The organism is Amycolatopsis sp. NPDC039088 (assembly GCF_055598845.1).
This window is the reverse complement of the sequence record NZ_JBVKAE010000010.1, coordinates 60,152-78,748: the sequence shown is the minus strand read 5'-3', so window position 1 is coordinate 78,748 and position 18,597 is coordinate 60,152. Positions and strand designations below refer to the sequence as shown.

The following is an 18,597-nucleotide window of genomic DNA, read 5'->3' as shown; positions in this document are numbered from 1 at the left end:
CGATGTACAGCGGCCGGTCGAAGGCGGTGCTGGAACGCACCTTCCTGACCTACTCGCACGTCTGGATGCTGTTCGTGTCCGGCGCCTTCGAGCCGCTGTTCTACCTGATGGCCTTCCAGCTCGGCTTCGGCAAGCTGGTCGGCGAGGTCGTCGGGCCCGGCGGCCAGGTGATGAGTTACGTCGCCTTCGTCGCGCCCGGTCTGCTCGCGGCGTCGGCGATGAACGGCGCGATCCTCGACTCGACGTACAACCTGTTCTTCAAGCTGAAGTACGCGAAGCTGTACGACGCCATGCTCGCCACCCCGATCGGGCCGCTGGACATCGCGCTCGGCGAGGTCGGCTGGTCGGTGCTGCGCGGCGGGATCTACTCGATGACCTTCCTCGGCGTGATGACCGCGATGGGGCTGCCCGGGTCGTGGTGGGCCGTGCTGATGATCCCGGCGGCACTCCTGATCGCCATGGCGTTCTCGGCCATCGGCATCGTGCTGGTGACCTTCCTGCGGTCGGTTTCGCAGTTCGACTACATCAACCTCGTGCTGATGCCGCTGTTCCTGTTCTCCACGACGTTCTACCCGCTTTCGGTCTACCCGGAGGCGATCCAGTGGATCGTGCGGATCTTCCCGCTGTACCACGGGATCGAGCTGATGCGCGGGCTCTCGATCGGCGTGCTGTCGTGGAGCATGGTCGGGAACGTGCTGTACCTGGTGGCGTTGGCGGCGGCCGGGATCTACGGGGCGTCGCGGCGCTTCGGGAAGCTGCTGCTGCGCTGACCCCCAACCGCATTTAGAGGACTAAACGCGGGAACTCACCGGGCCGAAGACGAACCGCTCGTCCTCGGCGCCACCGCGGCCAGCGCGTCGACCATCCCGTGCCCGTAGAAGCCGTTGAACCCCGCGTACCCGGTGCAGTACGCGTCCTGCGAGCCGTCACCGGTCAGGTCGTAGTCGGCGGGGCAAGCGATCGGCGTCGCCTGCGCGTCCAGCGTCCGCTTCAGCTGGCGGGCGCTGTAGCCAGGGTGTTCCGAAGCGAGCAGTGCCGCGACACCGGCGACATGCGGCGCCGCCATCGACGTCCCGCACAACGGCGCGTACCCGCCGGGAACGGTCGAAAGGACGCACTGTCCGGCCTCGCCGCCCGGAGCGGTCAGGTCGATCACGCCCAGCCCGTACGAGCTGTAACCCGCCTTGACCCGCTCCGCGCTCACGGACGACACCGCGACGACGTCTCGCAGGCCGGCGGGCAGCGCCTGGCAGCCGTCGGTCGGCACCTGGACACCCGAGCGGGGTGACGGCACCAGCCCGACGGCCTCGTTGGTCGCCGCGGCGACGTTGAGCGTGCCCGCCGAGGTCGCGTACTCGACCGCACGCGCCATGACCTCGTTCACCACGCCCCGTTCGTCGTCGTGGGCGCACGACAGCGACCACGGCTCGACGAAGTAGCTGCTGTTCGTCACCTTCATACCCTGTGACGCGGCCCACATGAGTCCGCAGACGGCGGCCTCGGGGTCGGCGTACCCGCGGTCGTCGATCACCTTCACCGAGGCGATCCGCACCCCGGGCGCCACCCCGGTGACGCCTTTGCCGTCGTCGGCCGCGGCGATGATGCCCGCGACATGGGTGCCGTGCGCCGAGGTCGTCGCGGCCCAGTTCCGGTCGGGGGCGCCGGTCAGGCAGCCCGCGGACCTGTCGGGGTCGAGTGCGGCCGTCAGTTCGGGGTGGGCGGGGTCGATCCCGGAGTCGAGGACGCCGACGACGACGTCTTTGCTGCCCCGCTCGACCGCGTGGGCCTTGTCGGCGCCGATCGCGCGCATGTTCCACTGCTCGTCGGTGCGGTCGGCCTTGGGCACCTTCGCCGGATCGGTCGGTTCGAGTTCGGTGCGCGCGGGCGTCGACCTGGCCGACGGCGTGCCGTTCGCCCGCTGCACCGCCAGCCGTTCCGCCTGCGCGCTGAACGCCGCGGCCGGCCGGACCAGCTCCGCGAAGTCACGGTCGGCCGAGGTCGCGACGGCCACCGCGATCTGCGGATAGTAGATCGTCTGGCTGCCGCAGGCGCCGGTGACGGCCGCCTTGGCCTCGGCTTCGGAGGTGCCTCGGTCGAAGGCGACGACGTAACGCAGCGCCCGGCCGACGGGATGACAGGATGACTCCGCTACGGCCGTCGTGGCGGCGGCGACCGAACCGCAGAGCACCACCAAGGCGCAGACGGCCGCTCGCAGGGACCGCCCCAGCAGGGACACGCGACCTCCCACCGGAGAACAAGGGACTACGGGGATCGCCTGGGCCTGGGCTTCGGCACTCCCGAGCCGCACGCTAGCCACCCTCGGCCGGGTCGACAAGCTCTCTCGCGAAGTTCGCCCGGCCGGTGGTCGCGGCGCGCCCGGAAGTCAGGCCTGTGGCACCGAGTACACCGGAGTGGGGCCGGTGTGTGGGATACTCGCGGTGGCCGCTGGCCGACGGGCACACGTGAGAGGTGGCGCTCGCGGTCTCGTGGCCCGGTGGTGTGCTGCACATCCTCCACACGCGTCGCCGCCTTCCGAGGCGGCTCGACGACGTGGCGGGCGGCCCGATGTCGCGAACGTGGCCAGCGCTCCGCCGAGCAGACCTTCAGCCGTATACGGCGCCCGGACAACCCGGCGCCGTCGCGGTCCGGGCAAGGATTCCCGCTGCTGGTGACCACCACGGCGGAACGAACAGAAAGGGGCCCCTGCGCGGCCGCGTCGAGCCGGTGTGAGCCAGCCGACGCGCCCGGGGGCGGAGGAGATATATGTCGAACGCGGACACACCCGCCGTCACCGGCGGGAATACCGCCACACCCATCGCAGGCCAGCTGGCCGAACTGCCTCCCCGGATCCGGGTGCACGCCCTGGCGAAGCTCCTGGGATCGAACAGCCGTGAACTGATGGCCAAGCTCGGTGAGCTCGGCGAGACCGTTCGTAGCGCGCAGTCCAGCGTCACCCGCGATGTGGCCATCAAGCTCGCCGAAGCCCTCACCGGCGGAGACGAGCCCGAGACCGCCGAAGCGGCCCCGGCCGCCGAGGCTCCTGTTGTCGAGAGCCCCGTCGCCGAGGCCCCGGTCGCACCCGAGCCCGAGGTGGAGACGAAGCCCGAGGTCAAGGCCCCTGAGGCCGAGGCTGAGGCTGAGCCCGCTCCGCAGGCCGAGGCCTCCTCCCGGCGGGTTCCGCCCGCGCTGGCCGCCCCGGTGACCCCGGAGCCGCCGCAGCGGACGACCCGGCCGTCGAGGGCCGCCGTGCACGTCCCGGTCTTCGCGGCGCCGTCGCCGATCTTCCTCCCGCCGGAGCCGGTCGCGGCCAAGCCCGCCCGCCGTCCGGAGCCGTCCTTCACCGAGACCGAAGAGATCTCCTCCGACGAGGACGAGACGCAGACCGAGCAGGCCGATCGCCAGGACGGTGCCGACGAGGACGGTGACGACGCCAACAGCCGTCGCCGCCGCCGTCGCGGGCGTCGCGGGCGTGGCCGTGGCAAGGGCGGCGACGAGAACTCGGCCGACTCCGAGAACGACGAAGAGCAGTCCGAGACCCCGCGCGGCCGTCAGCCGCGTGGCAAGGACCGTGCCGACAAGACGGACAAGGACGTCAAGGACACCGAGGCCGAAGAGGTCGAGTCCGAGACAGCGGAAGAGGCGTCCGCCGCGTCTGACTCAACCGAGTCCGATTCGGACAACGACGGCGATTCCGACAACGGCAGCAAGCGCCGCCGTCGCCGCCGCCGTCGCAAGGGCGGGGATGGCGACGACACCGCCGAGACCACCCCCGACGATCCGCCCAACACGGTCGTCCACGTGCGTCAGGCCAAGGCCGCCGAGACCGAGCGTCCCGCCAGGGACGAGGTCCGGAGCGTGCGCGGCTCGACCCGGCTCGAGGCCAAGCGCCAGCGCCGCCGGGACGGCCGTGAAGCAGGCCGCCGTCGCGCGCCGATCCTGTCCGAGGCCGAGTTCCTCGCTCGCCGCGAGTCGGTCGAGCGCACCATGGTCGTCGCCGAGAAGGGCGACTCCACGCAGATCGGTGTGCTCGAGGACGGTGTCCTGTGCGAGCACTTCGTGACCTCGTCGGGCACCGGCTCGATCGTCGGCAACGTCTACCTCGGCCGCGTGCAGAACGTGCTGCCCTCGATGGAGGCCGCCTTCATCGACATCGGCCGCGGCCGCAACGCCGTGCTCTACGCCGGTGAGGTCGACTGGGACGCCGCCGGTCTCGAGGGCAAGGCCCGCAAGATCGAGCAGGCGCTCTCCACCGGCGACTCCGTGCTGGTCCAGGTCACCAAGGACCCGGTCGGGCACAAGGGCGCCCGGCTGACCACGCAGATCTCGCTGCCGGGCCGTTTCCTGGTGTACGTGCCCGCGGGCGGCGCCACCGGTATCTCCCGGAAGCTGCCGGAGAACGAGCGTCGCCGCCTGAAGGACATCCTCAAGCGCATCGTCCCCGAAGACGCCGGTGTGATCATCCGCACCGCCTCCGAGGGCATCGCCGAGGAGGAGCTGGACCGCGACGTCCGCCGCCTCAAGGCGCAGTGGGACGTCATCAAGGAGAAGGCCGAAGCGAGCAACGGCGGCAAGAAGAACAGCGCCCCGGTCATGCTCTACGAAGAGCCGGACCTGCTGGTCAAGGTCGTGCGTGACCTGTTCACCGAGGACTTCGCCAAGCTGGAGATCCAGGGCGACAAGGCCTGGAACACCATCTACGACTACGTCCAGCACGTTGCGCCGGATCTCGCCGACCGCGTCAAGCGGTACACGGGCACCGGTTCGGCCTTCGCCGACCACCGGATCGACGAGCAGATCACCAAGGCGCTGGACCGCAAGGTCTGGCTGCCCTCGGGCGGTTACCTGGTCATCGACCGCACCGAAGCGATGACGGTCATCGACGTCAACACCGGCAAGTTCACCGGTTCGGGTGGAAACCTCGAGGAGACGGTGACCAGGAACAACCTGGAGTCGGCGGAAGAGATCGTCCGCCAGCTCCGGCTCCGGGACATCGGCGGCATCATCGTCATCGACTTCATCGACATGGTGCTCGAATCCAACCGTGAGCTGGTCCTGCGCCGCCTGACCGAATGCCTCGGCCGCGACCGCACCCGCCACCAGGTCGCCGAGGTCACCTCGCTCGGTCTGGTGCAGATGACCCGCAAGAAGATCGGCACCGGACTGCTCGAGGCGTTCTCGACGCCGTGTGAGCACTGCAAGGGCCGCGGCGTGGTCGTCTCGACCGAGCCGCAGCGCCTCGCCGGTGCCGGCAACGGCCACAGCGCTGCCACTGGCGGTGGCGGAGGCGGAGGTGGCAACAAGGAGCAGGGCTCCCGCCGGTCCCGTGGCCGCGGCAAGGGTGAAGACCAGGGGCAGAACGAGCCCGCGGCCGCCAAGGCCGAGGTCCCGCCGAGCTCCGGCCACCGCGAATCGGTGGTTTCGGCGGTCCAGGCCGTCGCCAATGCCGCCAAGGCGGCCAAGGGTGAGCACCCGCACGAGGTCACCGAGAACGTCGAGGGCGCCGCGCTCAACGGGCACGCGCCGCAGGCGGCTGAGAAGGCCGCTGAGCCGGTGAAAGAGAACACGGACGCCGTCGCCGACGCGACCGTCGAACAGGCGGCCGAGGCCGCGGCTGAGCCGGTTTCCGAGCCGGTCGCCGAGGCCCCCGCCACCGAACTCGCCGGTGAACCGGTGACGACTTCGGACGACGAGGCTCCGGCCGTGCGCGAAGAAGAGATCGCCGTCGTCGGGGAATCGGGCCCTGAGCCCGAGGCTCCCGAGGTTCCGGTGACCCAGGAGGAGACCGGACCCGAGGTGGACGTCCCGGCCCCGGCCGGCCGCACCACCCGCCGTCGTCCGCGCCGGGCCGCCTCACGGCCCGCGGGCCCCCCGGTCAAGGCGTCCGAAAACAGCCAGTGAACACCTAGGGGCACCCCGGTGTGATCGCACCGGGGAGCCCCCCGTAACCTGTAGAACGGCCCGCACCTAGAGCGGGCACCTTGCGCAGACCTTGGACCGCCGAGAGAAATCCGGCGGGCCGGTCACGCAAGCCCCCACCCGTTGTCGAGTAAGCAGGAGACTTCCGTGTCGGCGTACGCGATCGTCAAGACTGGCGGCAAGCAGTACAAGGTGGCCGTCGGCGACGTCGTCGAGGTCGAGAAGCTCGAAGGCGAGCCCGGTACCGAGCACACCTTCCCCGCAGTCCTCTTTGTGGACGGTGGCGACGTCACCACGGACGCCGACGCACTGGCGAAGGTCTCGGTCACCGGCAAGGTCGTCGAGCAGACCAAGGGTCCGAAGATCCGGATCCACAAGTTCAAGAACAAGACCGGCTACCACAAGCGGCAGGGTCACCGGCAGAAGCTGACCCGCGTCGAGGTCACCGGCATCAGCAAGTAATTCGGATCTTCAGGGAGAGGCTGAGCGATGGCTCACAAGAAGGGTGCGTCCAGCTCCCGCAACGGTCGCGATTCGAACGCGCAGCGGCTGGGCGTCAAGCGTTACGGCGGCCAGGAAGTCAACGCCGGCGAGATCCTCATCCGCCAGCGTGGCACCAAGTTCCACCCCGGCGTGAACGTCGGCCGTGGCGGCGACGACACGCTGTTCGCGCTGGCCGCCGGTGCGGTCCAGTTCGGCGAGAAGCGTGGCCGCAAGACGGTCAACATCGTGCCGTCCGAAGCCTGATTTTCGGCTTCGAGCAAGAACCTCTGACGAGGGGTGGGGCCGGAATATCCGGGCCCACCCCTCGTTTGTTTTGTATAACCCTGTCTTTCGCGAGTGAATAGAGGCAAGTCATGGCGTCCCGTTTCGTGGACCGCGCGGTGATCCATCTGACCGCCGGCGACGGTGGGAACGGCTGCGCCTCGGTGCACCGCGAGAAGTTCAAACCCCTCGGCGGGCCGGACGGCGGCAACGGTGGCAACGGCGGCGACGTACTGCTGATCGTCGACCCGAACGTCCACACCCTGCTCGACTTCCACTTCCGCCCCAACGCCCGCGCCGGCAACGGCAAGATGGGCCAGGGCGGCAACCGCGCCGGAGCGGCAGGGGAAACGCTGGAACTGCGCGTCCCGTCCGGCACCGTCGTGATGACCGAGGGCGGCGAGATCCTGGCCGACCTGGTCGGCCCAGGCACCACCTTCGTCGCCGCTCAGGGTGGCCGCGGTGGTCTCGGCAACGCGTCGCTGGCCTCCAACGCCCGCAAGGCGCCCGGATTCGCGTTGCTGGGCGAGCCGGGGGAGAGCCGCGACCTCGTCCTGGAACTCCGGTCCGTCGCCGACGTCGGACTGCTCGGCTTCCCGTCCGCGGGCAAGTCGTCGCTGATCTCGGTGCTGTCCGCGGCCAAGCCGAAGATCGCCGACTACCCGTTCACCACCCTGGTGCCGAACCTGGGCGTGATCACCGCCGGATCGACCGTGTTCACCATGGCCGACGTCCCCGGCCTGATCCCCGGCGCGAGCGAAGGCAAGGGCCTCGGCCTCGACTTCCTCCGCCACATCGAGCGGTGCGCGGTACTGGTGCACGTCATCGACTGCGCCACCTTCGAACCCGGCCGCGACCCGGTGTCCGATATGGACGCCCTCGAAGAGGAACTCGCCCGCTACACCCCGAGTCTCGGCGGTGACCTCGCCGACCGGCCGCGCGTCGTGGTGCTCAACAAGATCGACGTCCCGGACGCCGCCGAACTCGCCGAGTTCGTGCGCCCGGAGCTGGAGGCCCGCGGGCTCAGCGTGTTCGAGATCTCCACGGCGACGCGGCAGGGCCTGAAGGAACTGACTTACGCGCTCGCCGCCGTGGTCGAGAAGTACCGCGCCGAACAGCCGGAACCCGAGCCGGAGAAGGTCGTGCTGCGGCCGATGGCCGTCAACGACGCGGGCTTCACCGTCGAGCACGACCCGGACGAGGAAGGCGCCTTCATCGTGCGCGGCGTCCGTCCGGAACGGTGGATCCGCCAGACCAGCTTCGGCAACGACGAGGCCGTCGGCTACCTCGCGGACCGCTTGCAGCGCCTCGGTGTCGAAGAGGCACTGGCCAAGAAGGGCGCCGTGCCCGGCAGCCCGGTCACCATCGGCGACGTCCAGTTCGAATGGGAGCCGTCGACCCCGGCCGGGGTCGCGGTGCACATGTCGGGCCGCGGCACGGATGTGCGGCTGGAGAACAACAACCGGATCGGCGCCGCCGAGCGCAAGGAAGCCCGCCGCGTCCGTCGTGACGGCCCGGACGGTGTCGAAGACGAGATGGACGACGAGTGAGCTCGACCCGTGAGGTGCTGGCCGCCGCGAAACGGGTGGTCGTCAAGGTCGGTTCCTCCGCGTTGACCACCGCCGGTGACGGTCTCGACGTGGCCAGGCTGGACGCGCTGGTCGACGCGATCGCCGAGCGGGTCTCCCGTGGTACGCAGATCGTGCTGGTCTCCTCGGGGGCGATCGGCGCGGGACTCGCACCGCTCGCGCTCGGCAAGCGCCCTCGTGACCTCGCCACCCAGCAGGCCGCCGCCAGCGTGGGGCAACTCGCGCTGGCCCACGCCTACGCCGAGTCGTTCGGCCGGTTTTCCCTGACCGTGGGCCAGGTTCTGCTGACTTCGGACGACGTCGTGCGTCGTTCGCACTACCGCAACGCGCAGAACACGTTCACCCGCCTGCTGGCACTCGGCGCGGTTCCTGTGGTCAACGAGAACGACACCGTGGCCACCGAAGAGATCCGCTTCGGCGACAACGACCGGCTCGCCGCCCTCGTGGCTCACCTGATCGGCGCCGACGGGCTCATTCTGCTGTCCGATGTGGACGGTCTGTACGACGGGGATCCCCGTGACGGCGCCACGCGCAAGATCGCCGAGGTCGCCGACGAGTCCGATGTGGACGGCATCACGGTCGGCATGTCGAGCTCCGGGCTCGGTACCGGTGGCATGGTCTCGAAGCTCGCCGCGGCCCGTACGGCCGCCGGTGCGGGCATCCCGGTCCTGCTCGCCGCCGCCTCCGAAGCCGCACGCGCCCTCACCACCGCCGAGGTGGGCACGGCCTTCGCCGCCGCGGACTCCCGCCTGTCGGCCCGCCGCTTCTGGCTGGGTTACGCCGCGGGCGCGTCCGGGAAACTGCACCTCGACGACGGTGCCGTCGCGGCCGTCGTCCGGCGCCGCCGCTCCCTGCTCGCCGCCGGGATCACCGGCATCGACGGCGACTTCCAAGCGGGCGACGTCGTCGACCTGGTGGACCTCCGGCAACGCACCGTGGCCCGGGGTGTCGTCGCCTTCGACGCCGGCGAACTCCCCGACCTCATCGGTCGCTCCAGCCACGACCTGCCCGCCGAACAGCGGCGCGAGGTCGTCCATGCCGACGATCTCGTTCCCCTGCGCCCCTGAATGTCAACCTTTCCCACCGGGGGAGCGGGGGACCTTTGCTATCGCCGAACCCAGCATGTGGGGCAAGGCGATCGGGCAACGGGCTATATGTGGTGGCTAAATCAACCTAGGTTGACGCCAAAGGTGACCGGTCACGCCTTCTGATCTCGACCGGTCGCGAGGTGGCCGACCAGCCGCGCCAGTTGTTCGCCGTAGGCCTCCGCGAATTCGGCCGAGTGAGGGTCCTGGCCTGTGACCGCCCGCGCGACGCGGGGGAGCGCCAGTGCCGCACTGGCGGCGGCCATGAAGATCACCAGCAGGAATCCTGGGTCGAGGTCCGCGGGAAAGTCGCCGGCGACCTGGCGTGCCCGGACGTACTCGACCTGCCGCTGAAGAAACTCCCGCTGCCCTTCGACGCCGATGGCGTCGGGCGCCCCGTCGGTCAGGTTCTCCCACAGGAACAGTTTGGCGAGGTCGTGGTCCCGCACCCCTGACTGGGTGAAGAACCGCACCACGTCGGCGAACGGCTGACTGTGGTCGGAGACCGCGACGTAGTCGTCGTACATCGTCGCGGTCAAAGCGTTGTACAGCCCTTCTTTGCCGCCGAAGTAGTACGAGATCAGCTGCTTGTTCACGCCCGCCTTCGCGGCGATCTCGCTGACTCGTGCCGCGGCGTACCCCTTCGCGCCGAACTCGGCCTTCGCCGCCTCCAGGAGCTGCGCCTTGGTGCGCTCGGGGTCCCGTTGGCGTTCGACGGGGGCGCGGCGGGGGCTTCGAGCGGCGGCTTCGGACATGGGCTCATCTTAGTCGCTGACTCTTTCAAACGTTCAGTTGACTTTATCATCCAAGTGGATGATAGTGGTGGACGGAGAGAGGAGATCTCATGACCACGAGAATCGCGATCATCGGCGGCGGCACGGGCGGGCTCTGCCTGGCACAGGGGCTGCGCAAGGCCGGTGTCGAGGTATCCGTCTATGAGCGCAGCCGGACCCGGACCGAGCGGCTTCAGGGCTATCGCGTCCACATCAACCCCCACGGTTCGGCGGCGCTGCACGAATGCCTGCCGTCGGAGCTGTGGACGCGGTTCTTGGCCACGACCGGCACCTCGAGCGGGCCGTTCACGTTCGTGACCGAGCAGCTGAAGGATCTGATGGTGATCGACAGCGAGCTGACCTGGAGCCCGGACCCCGCGTCGAAGCACCATTCCGTCAGCCGGATCAGCCTGCACCAGGTGCTGTCGGACGGGCTCGACGGAGTTCTTCATCACGGCAAGGAGTTCGTCGGATACCGGAGAAACGGGGAATCGGTCGTCTGCGAGTTCGCCGACGGAAGCACCATCGAGGCGGATCTGGTGATCGGCGCGGACGGGGCGAACTCCCGGGTGCGGAAGCAGTTCCTGCCGCACGCCGACCGGGTGGACACCGGGATCATCGCGATCGCGGGTAAGCACCCGCTGACCGAGGAGGCCCGCAAACGGTTGCCCGCGCGGCTCACCGAGGGGCCGAGCATGGTGATGCCCCGTGCGAGAGCAGGACTGTTCAGCGCGCCGCACGAACTCAACGGCGCTTCGTCGGTCAACGACGAGACCGCCGAGTACGACCCCGTCCTGTTCGACAACACTTCGAGCTACGTCATGTGGGCGTTCGCGGCCGACAACCGGCGCTACCCGGACGACGTGTCCTCATTGGACGGTGAGGCCCTTCGGGCTCTCGTGCTGGACTTGGTAGACGGCTGGGCTCCCGCGTTCAAGGACCTGGTCGCCGGTTCGCCGTCGGAATCGGTGTCCCGGTTGCCGATCTTCACGTCGAAGCCCGTCGAGCCATGGCCGACGAGCAACATCACCCTGCTCGGGGACGCGATCCACAGCATGACCCCGTTTCGCGGCATCGGCGCGAACACCGCGCTCCGGGACGCGCGGCTGTTGTGCCGCAACCTCGTCGCGGCACAACAGACCGGTGCCGTGCATGCCGCGGTCGCCGACTACGAGCAGCAGATGCGGGACTACGGTTTCGCGGCGGTGCGCGACTCGGAGCGCAGTGCCCGCCAGTTCGTGTCGGAGAACCGGACGGGCCGCACGATGGCGCGGGGGATGTTCCGCTTCTTCCAGGCCGTCCCCCCGTTGAAGCGCAAGGTCTTCAGCGACCACGGCGATTCATAGCCTGGCAGGGGTGGAGATGCCGAGCAGGGACAAGCCCAGCGTCAGCGTCTTCGACGTGAGTTCGGCCAGCAGCAGCCGGGAGTCGCGGACGCCGGGCCCTTTCGCGTCCAGCACCGGGCACCGTTCGTAGAACCGCGAGAACACGACCGCGGTTTCGTAGAGGTACGTGCACAGCTTGTGGGGGAGATGTCCCGCGGTCGCCGACCCGACGGCTTCGGGGAACCGGACCAAGGCGAGAGCCAAGGCACGCTCGGCGGGATGACCGAGCGTGATTCGCGCACCGGTGAGATCCTGGTCCGCCTTCGCCAGTACTGAGCGGATCCGCGCATTGGCGTACTGCAGATAGACCGAGGTGTTCCCGTTCTTGGAGAGCATCCGTTCCCAGGAGAAGACGTAGTCACGCTCGCGATCGCCGGACAGGTCGGCGTACTTGATCGCCCCGATCCCGATCGCACCGGCGACCTCTTCCCTGACCTCGGGGGAGAGGTCGCCCCGGCCGTCGATCACTTCGGCGGCGTGGGAAACGGCTTCGGTGAGCAGGTCGGAAAGGCGGACCGACTCGCCGGCCCTGGTCTTCATGGCGCGGCCGTCTTCACCGAGCACTGAGCCGAATCCGATGTGCTCGGCCCGGTGTTCCTCGCCGAGCCAACCGGCGGCCCGGCAGACGGCGAACACCATCGCGAAGTGCTGTGCTTGTGGCGCTCCGACGACGTAAAGCAGGTCGGTGACGCCGCGTTGCCCCGTCCAGTAGCGCACGGTCGCGAGATCGGTGGCCGCGTAGCCGTAGCCGCCGTCCCGCTTGCGCACGATGAGCGGCAGCGGCTCGCCTTCCCGGTTACGGAAGCCGTCGGGGAAGACGCAGACGGCACCATCGCTGATCTCGGTGAGCCCGGCGGCGGTCAGATCGTCCACGACCGCGGCGAGGAACGGGTTGTAGAAGCTCTCGCCGTAGACGTCCTCACTCGACAGGTCGATCCCGAGGAGTTCGTAGACCTGAGTGAAATGCCTTGTCGACTCGTCGACGAGATGTCGCCACAACGACAAGGTCTCGTCGTCACCGCCCTGAAGGAGCACCACCCGCTCCCGCGACCGGGTCGCGAAGCCCTCGTCGGTTTCGAACTTCGACCGGGCGGCGCGATAGAAACCGTTGAGATCACCGATCGTGTAAGGACCCGACGGGCGTTCGTCGAGCAGGTGCTCGATCAGCATGCCGAACGGGGTGCCCCAATCGCCGAGATGGTTGTGTGCGATGACGTCGTGTCCCGCGAACCGCAGCAGCCGCGCGATCGCGTCGCCGACGATGGTGGGCCGGAGATGCCCGACGTGCATTTCCTTCACCACGTTCGGGCTGCTGTAGTCGATCGCGATACGCCGTGGCCGCGCCGTCACCGTGGCACCCAGCCGTGGGTCGTCGTTGAGCGCGGACGTCCGGTGTTCCAGCCAGGACGTGCACAGCGTGAAGTTGAGAAAACCCGGTCCCGCGATCTCCGGCGGCTCGGCGATGTCGGCGACGTCGATCCGCGCCGCGATGTCGGCGGCGATCTCCCTCGGCGGCTTCCCGAGCCGTTTGCCCAGGCTCATCGCGAGATCGCACTGGTAGTCGACCCCACTGCGCGAAGAGGCCCGCACCAGGGCGGCCGACGGTTCCATGTCGCTGACGTGGCGAAGGGCTTCCACCACGCGTCGCGCCAATTCCTCGCTTACATCGCCGAACAACACGGTGTCCCTCCTTCGCGCTCGTCGTAGGAGCGCGAGAGTAACCACCTCGCCACGTCGTCGGCGACGGAGTTTTCAGCGTAGGTCGCTGCCCTTGGTCTCCGGCAGAGTACGGATGACGAAGAACGCGATCGCCGCACCGGCCGCCACGTACCAGAAGAACAGCGTCGACAACCCCGCATCGGACAATGCCGTCAGCACCAGAGGAGCGGTTCCGCCGAAGAGCGCGACGGTGAGGTTGTACCAGGCGCCGATACCCAGTCCGCGCAGCTCGGTGGGGAACAGTTCGCTCATGATCGCGGGCGCGATCGACGTCATCGCCGTGTACAGGCAGAGCCCCACACAGAAGACGACCAGCAGTCCCGGTAGTCCCGGACGGACCAAAGTGGACAGTGGGACGATGAGGACCGCGGTCGCCGCCGACCAGACGAGCAGCTGGGGTTTGCGGCCGAAGCGGTCGGACAGCGCGCCCAGCGGATACTGCAGTGCGACGAACAACGCGGTCGCGATCGACAACGCGAGGAAGACATCGACGTCGTCGGCCTTGCGGGTCTTGACCGCGAAGGATGTCAGCGCGCTGAAGAACGTGTAGTAGCAAAGAGTCGAAAGCATCGAAAAGCCCACGAGCTGCACCACCGCGCGCGGGTGTTCGCGCAGTGTGGTGCGCAGCGGCCGCTCGACCCGGCGCGCTGTCGACTTCTTTTCCTCGAACAGTTCGGTCTCGGCGAGGCTGCGCCGCAGCCACAGGCCGATGATGCCGAGGACGCCGCCGAGCAGGAACGGGATCCGCCAGCCGTACGCCGTCAAGTCCGCTTTGGACATCGTCCGGGCAAGCACGAAACCGAGGATCGAGGCGATCAGAACGGCGGAACCGGTCGAGATGTAGAAGAAAGCGGAGTAGCGCCCGCGGCGGGACGGTGGTGCGACCTCACCCAAGTACGCCGAAGCGTTCGACACTTCGCCGCCGAGCGACAACCCTTGCGCCACCCTCGCCAGCAGCAACAGGATCGGTGCCAGCCAGCCGACCTGGGCGAAGGTCGGCAGGAGACCGATGGCCACCGAGCCGCCCGCCATCAACACGATGGTCAGGATCATCGCGGGCTTGCGGCCCTTGACGTCGGCGAAGCGGCCGAGCAGCATCCCGCCGAGCGGCCGGAAGAAGAACGCCAGCGCGTACGTGGCGAAGGTGTTGATCAACGCGAGGGCTTCGTTGCCCTTCGGGAAGAACTCGCTCGCGAAGTAGATGCTGAACGTGGCGTAGATCGTCCAGTCGAACCACTCCAACGCGTTCCCCACACTGGCGGCGAACAGCTTCCGCACCGGGAGCCGATGTCCGAGTCGTTCCGTCGTTGAGTCCGCCACCGGCACCTCCGTACTCGCGCGTGGACGGAACCATGCCAGAAAGTTTCGGCGGGGGAAAGAACCTGTCGAATGTCGAGACGTGGCTCCTGGGTCACGAAGTGCTGGCGAGGGCGAACGGCAACACGGCGCGAGCGCCGGCCTGGCGCAGCAGGCGCGCCGACAGAGTCATGGTCCAGCCGGTGTCGATCAAGTCGTCGACCAGTAGGATCGGGCCCTCGGCCGCGGCGACCCCGGCGGCGAGCTCGTCGGGCAGGCTGAGCCGCTTCCACAGATCAGTCAGCCGTTGCGCGCTGTTCGCCTGGCGCGGGGGCGGCCCCGCCGAAGCGATGGTGCCCAGGTATTCCAGCCGCCCGATCGAAGCCAGCTTCGTCGCCAGACTGTGGACGAGCTGGGGCCGGGTGGCGGACGGCACCTCCACCACCGCGACCGGGCGCTCCGTCCACTGCCAGCCCTTGAGCACCTCGATACAGGCCTGGAAGACCGCGTCGGGAAGCTCGGCGTCCGCGGCGGACGGGCCGACGAGTTCGCGCAGCCGTGTACCCCAGCCGACGTCGGTCACCCGGCCGACGACCTGGCCGGTCTCGGCCTGCTCACTCGCCGGCAACCGTCCGGAGAGCGGGACGTCCAGCCCCGCCATCCCGGTCGGCCACATCTTCCGGGGCGCGACCTCGACCCCGGGACGACGCAGACGTTGCCGGGTGGCGTCGACGACGTCGTCGGAAATCGTGGTGTCCCAATGCTTTCCGGTGCAGTTGTCGCATCGTCCGCAGGGCGTCGCTTCGGGATCGTCCAGCTGACGGCGCAGGTACTCCATGCGGCAGCCGGTGGTTTCGAGATAGGCGAGCATCGCGTTCTGTTCGTTGGTGCGCGCCGCGCTCACCCGGGCGTAGCGTTCCTTGTCGTAGCTCCACTCTTCGCCGGTGCCCTCCCAGCCGCCCTTCACCCGGCGGACGGCGCCGTCGACGTCCAGCACCTTGAGGACCATCTCCAGCCTGGATCGGGACAGCTCGACGAACGGTTCGAGCGCGGGTGTCGAGAGTGGACGGTCCGCGTACGCCAGCGCGTTGAGCACCTGCGTGACCCGCAGTTCGTCCGGGAACGCCAGTGAGCCGAAGTACGCCCAGATGTCCTTGTCCTCGTGGCCGGGCAACAGGATCACTTCGGCGCGGTCGACGCCACGCCCGGCACGGCCGACCTGCTGGTAGTACGCGATCGGCGAGGACGGTGCGCCGAGGTGGACGACGAAGCCCAGGTCCGGCTTGTCGAATCCCATGCCCAGCGCCGAGGTGGCCACCAAGGCCTTGACCTTGTTGTTCAACAGGTCGTCTTCGGCCGCCTGCCGATCCGCCGGATCGGTCTTGCCGGTATAGGCGGCGACCGGATAGCCACGCTCGGTCAGCAGTCCCGCGACGTCGTGCGCGGCCGCGACGGTGAGCGTGTAGATGATTCCGGACCCCGGCAGCTCCTCCAGACGCTCGGCGAGCCAAGCGAGCCGGGCCTGCGACGTCGGCAGCTTGGCCACCGACAGGTGGAGGCTTTCGCGGTCCAGGCTGCCGCGCAGGACGAGGGTGCCGCCGCCGTTGCCGATGCCCAGCTGCTCGGCCACGTCGGTGGCGACCCGGTCGTTCGCGGTCGCGGTGGTGGCGAGTACCGGTACCCCTTCGGGCAGATCTTTCAGCAGCGTCCTCAGCCGCCGGTAGTCCGGCCGGAAGTCGTGACCCCAGTCCGAGATGCAGTGCGCCTCGTCGACCACGAGCAGGCCGGCGCTCGCGGTCAGTTTCGGCAGGACGGTGTCGCGGAAGTCGGGGTTGTTGAGCCGTTCCGGGCTGACCAGGAGGACATCGACCTCGCCTGCCGCGATCGCGGCCTGCACCTGGTCCCACTCCTGCTGGTTCGCGGAGTTCATGGTCGCGGCGTGGATGCCCGCCCGTGCCGCCGCGGAGATCTGGTTGCGCATCAGCGCGAGCAGCGGCGAGATGATCACCGTCGGCCCGGCGCCGCGCTCCCGCAGCAGAGCGGTGGCCAGGAAGTACACCGCCGACTTCCCCCATCCGGTGCGCTGCACGACGAGGGCGCGACGGCGGTGCGCGACCAGGGCCTCGATGGCCGTCCACTGGTCGTCGCGCAGCCGGGCGCCTTCGCCCGCCAATGCCCGGAGGAGGGTCTCGGCGCGGTCCCGGAGAGTCGATGTGTCCACGTCCCCACCTCTACCCCATGCCACCGACGAAGTCGCGGTCGGCATGTCGTGAACGGACCGTTCATCCATGGAACCGACTGTAATGTGACCCAGATCACCACTGGTCGGTGGGTCCGGCGACCCGAGCGGGGAGCCACCCGCGGTGTATAGGCTCACGACCCATGTCACCACGCCGGATCGGGGTCATGGGCGGTACCTTCGACCCCGTGCACCACGGGCACCTCGTCGCGGCCAGCGAGGTTCAGTCCCGGTTCGCGCTCGACGAGGTCATCTTCGTGCCCACCGGCCAGCCGTGGCAGAAGTCCGACCGGGTGGTCACCCGCGCCGAGGACCGATACCTGATGACGGTGATCGCGACGGCGTCGAACCCGGTCTTCTCGGTCAGCCGCGTCGACATCGACCGCGTCGGGCAGACCTACACCGTCGACACCCTGCGCGACCTGCGCGCGGAGTATCCGGACGACCAGCTGTTCTTCATCACCGGCGCGGACGCGCTCGAACAGATCCTCACCTGGCGCAACGCCGACGAGCTGTTCGACCTCGCGCATTTCATCGGTGTCACCAGGCCCGGCTACCGGCTCAATTCGCAGCATCTGCCGAGCGGGAAGGTGAGCCTGGTCGAGGTGACCGCGATGGCGATCTCGTCCACCGCCTGCCGCGAGCGGGTCGAGGGCGGGGAGCCCGTCTGGTACCTCGTCCCCGACGGTGTGGTGCGCTACATCGCCAAAAAGGACCTCTATCGCAAAGACCGGGGAGCCTGACCGGGTACCCTCGTCGGGCGCACCCGCGAGTAAAGCCATCTGTTTGAGGAGAACTGTGACAGCCACGTCCGAGGCACGAGAGCTGGCCGTAGCGGCCGCCCATGCGGCGGCGGACAAGAAGGCGAGCGACGTGGTCGTGCTGGACGTGTCCGACCAGCTGGTGATCACCGACGCCTTCGTCATCGCGTCCGCGCCCAACGAGCGCCAGGTCGGCGCGATCGTCGACAACGTCGAGGAGCAGCTGCGCCTCAACGGGCACAAGCCGGTCCGCCGCGAAGGCGCCCGTGAAGGCCGCTGGGTCCTGCTGGACTACGTCGACGTCGTCATCCACGTTCAGCACCAGGAGGAACGCTCCTTCTACGGTCTCGAGCGGCTCTGGAAGGACTGCCCGCGGATCGAGGTCGCCGGTCTGGCCGTGCCGGCCGACGGGGACCCAGCCGAGGAGGACCCCGCCGGCGCGCAAGGGGCCTCGTGAGTCCGCGGCGGCTGGTGCTCTGGCGCCACGGCGAGACCGACTACAACGCGGCGGGCCGGATGCAGGGGCATCTGGACTCCGCGTTGACGCCGGTTGGCTGGAACCAGGCCCGGTTCGCCGTTCCCGCGCTCGCCAGGTTCTCCCCGGATCTGGTGATAGCGTCGGATCTGCGTCGCGCGACGGATACGGCGACCGTGCTCACGGAGGCCATCGGCGTCCCGCTGCGGATCGACAAGCGTCTCCGGGAAACCCATCTGGGTGAATGGCAGGGTTTCACCGGCCAGCAGGTCGACGAGGCCTACCCCGGTGAGCGCGCCCACTGGCGGGTCGACGCGACCTGGGCACCGCCCGGCGGCGAATCGCGGGTGGACGTCGCCGAACGCGCGCAGGAGGTCGTCGCCGATCTGGATCTGCCCAATTCCGACGCCGGCGACACCGTGCTGCTCGCCACGCACGGCGGCCTGATCATCGCGCTGACCGCGAAGCTGCTCGCCCTGCCGGTGCCGTCCTGGCCGGCGCTGGGTGGGATCGCGAACTGTCACTGGGTCGAGCTGACCCGGCGTGACGGGAACTGGCGGCTGGCCGCTTACAACGCGGGAATCACCGGCTGAT

Annotated in this window: 15 protein-coding genes; 10 read left to right on the top strand and 5 right to left on the bottom strand. The window is 69.0% G+C overall.

Annotated elements, in window-relative coordinates:
- Nucleotides 1-2: 2 nt before the first annotated feature.
- Nucleotides 3-770 carry an ABC transporter permease gene (locus tag ACZ7KI_RS15185; RefSeq protein ID WP_470273867.1) on the top strand — a complete coding sequence of 256 codons (768 nt, stop codon included), beginning with the start codon at nucleotides 3-5 and terminating at the stop codon, nucleotides 768-770.
- Between the two features lie 35 nt (nucleotides 771-805).
- On the opposite strand, the gene ACZ7KI_RS15180 is transcribed toward ACZ7KI_RS15185, so the two are convergent.
- The gene (locus ACZ7KI_RS15180) at nucleotides 806-2,236 is read right to left on the bottom strand and encodes a S8 family peptidase (RefSeq protein WP_470273728.1); all 1,431 of its coding nucleotides are present in this window, start codon (nucleotides 2,234-2,236) and stop codon (nucleotides 806-808) included.
- Nucleotides 2,237-2,763: 527 nt separating this feature from the next.
- Here ACZ7KI_RS15180 and ACZ7KI_RS15175 point away from each other — a divergent pair.
- From ACZ7KI_RS15175 to proB, 5 genes are all read left to right on the top strand, one after another.
- Nucleotides 2,764-5,898, top strand: coding sequence for a translation initiation factor IF-2 N-terminal domain-containing protein (locus ACZ7KI_RS15175; protein WP_470273727.1), 3,135 nt, complete (start codon nucleotides 2,764-2,766; stop codon nucleotides 5,896-5,898).
- Nucleotides 5,899-6,063: 165 nt separating this feature from the next.
- A complete protein-coding gene (rplU, locus tag ACZ7KI_RS15170; RefSeq protein ID WP_005158538.1) occupies nucleotides 6,064-6,378 on the top strand; it encodes a 50S ribosomal protein L21 in 315 nt (104 codons plus the stop codon).
- A 27-nt stretch (nucleotides 6,379-6,405) separates the two neighbouring features.
- Nucleotides 6,406-6,663 carry a 50S ribosomal protein L27 gene (rpmA, locus tag ACZ7KI_RS15165; protein WP_003067129.1) on the top strand — a complete coding sequence of 86 codons (258 nt, stop codon included), beginning with the start codon at nucleotides 6,406-6,408 and terminating at the stop codon, nucleotides 6,661-6,663.
- Between the two features lie 110 nt (nucleotides 6,664-6,773).
- Nucleotides 6,774-8,231, top strand: coding sequence for a GTPase ObgE (obgE, locus tag ACZ7KI_RS15160; RefSeq protein ID WP_470273726.1), 1,458 nt, complete (start codon nucleotides 6,774-6,776; stop codon nucleotides 8,229-8,231).
- Complete coding sequence (gene proB, locus ACZ7KI_RS15155) at nucleotides 8,228-9,337, top strand: glutamate 5-kinase (protein ID WP_470273725.1); 1,110 nt, start codon at nucleotides 8,228-8,230, stop codon at nucleotides 9,335-9,337. Before obgE ends, proB begins: the two co-directional genes overlap by 4 nt.
- A 131-nt stretch (nucleotides 9,338-9,468) precedes the next feature.
- Here proB and ACZ7KI_RS15150 read toward each other — a convergent pair whose 3' ends face one another.
- On the bottom strand, nucleotides 9,469-10,110 hold the full coding sequence (locus tag ACZ7KI_RS15150) for a TetR/AcrR family transcriptional regulator (protein ID WP_470273724.1): 642 nt from the start codon (nucleotides 10,108-10,110) through the stop codon (nucleotides 9,469-9,471).
- Between the two features lie 89 nt (nucleotides 10,111-10,199).
- On the opposite strand from ACZ7KI_RS15150, the gene ACZ7KI_RS15145 reads away from it, so the two are divergent.
- Nucleotides 10,200-11,474, top strand: a complete 1,275-nt coding sequence (locus ACZ7KI_RS15145; protein WP_470273723.1) for an FAD-dependent oxidoreductase — start codon at nucleotides 10,200-10,202, stop codon at nucleotides 11,472-11,474.
- On the opposite strand, the gene argS is transcribed toward ACZ7KI_RS15145, so the two are convergent.
- The 3 genes from argS to ACZ7KI_RS15130 form a co-directional block, all read right to left on the bottom strand.
- Nucleotides 11,469-13,193: an arginine--tRNA ligase gene (gene argS / locus ACZ7KI_RS15140; RefSeq protein WP_470273722.1), complete on the bottom strand. Its 1,725-nt coding sequence runs from the start codon at nucleotides 13,191-13,193 to the stop codon at nucleotides 11,469-11,471. The two genes, ACZ7KI_RS15145 and argS, sit on opposite strands and share 6 nt — an antisense overlap.
- A gap of 72 nt (nucleotides 13,194-13,265) precedes the next feature.
- Nucleotides 13,266-14,552: an MFS transporter gene (locus ACZ7KI_RS15135; protein WP_470273721.1), complete on the bottom strand. Its 1,287-nt coding sequence runs from the start codon at nucleotides 14,550-14,552 to the stop codon at nucleotides 13,266-13,268.
- 91 nt (nucleotides 14,553-14,643) lie between these two features.
- Nucleotides 14,644-16,749: a RecQ family ATP-dependent DNA helicase gene (locus tag ACZ7KI_RS15130; protein WP_470273720.1), complete on the bottom strand. Its 2,106-nt coding sequence runs from the start codon at nucleotides 16,747-16,749 to the stop codon at nucleotides 14,644-14,646.
- Nucleotides 16,750-16,910: 161 nt separating this feature from the next.
- On the opposite strand from ACZ7KI_RS15130, the gene nadD reads away from it, so the two are divergent.
- From nadD to ACZ7KI_RS15115, 3 genes are read left to right on the top strand one after another with little or no spacing between them, the layout of a single operon-like run.
- Entirely contained in the window at nucleotides 16,911-17,510 is a 600-nt protein-coding gene (gene nadD, locus ACZ7KI_RS15125; protein WP_081736408.1) for a nicotinate-nucleotide adenylyltransferase, read from the top strand.
- Between the two features lie 55 nt (nucleotides 17,511-17,565).
- The gene (gene rsfS, locus ACZ7KI_RS15120; RefSeq protein WP_465463672.1) at nucleotides 17,566-17,985 is read left to right on the top strand and encodes a ribosome silencing factor; all 420 of its coding nucleotides are present in this window, start codon (nucleotides 17,566-17,568) and stop codon (nucleotides 17,983-17,985) included.
- A complete protein-coding gene (locus ACZ7KI_RS15115) occupies nucleotides 17,982-18,596 on the top strand; it encodes a histidine phosphatase family protein (protein ID WP_470273719.1) in 615 nt (204 codons plus the stop codon). Before rsfS ends, ACZ7KI_RS15115 begins: the two co-directional genes overlap by 4 nt.
- Nucleotide 18,597 lies beyond the last annotated feature (1 nt).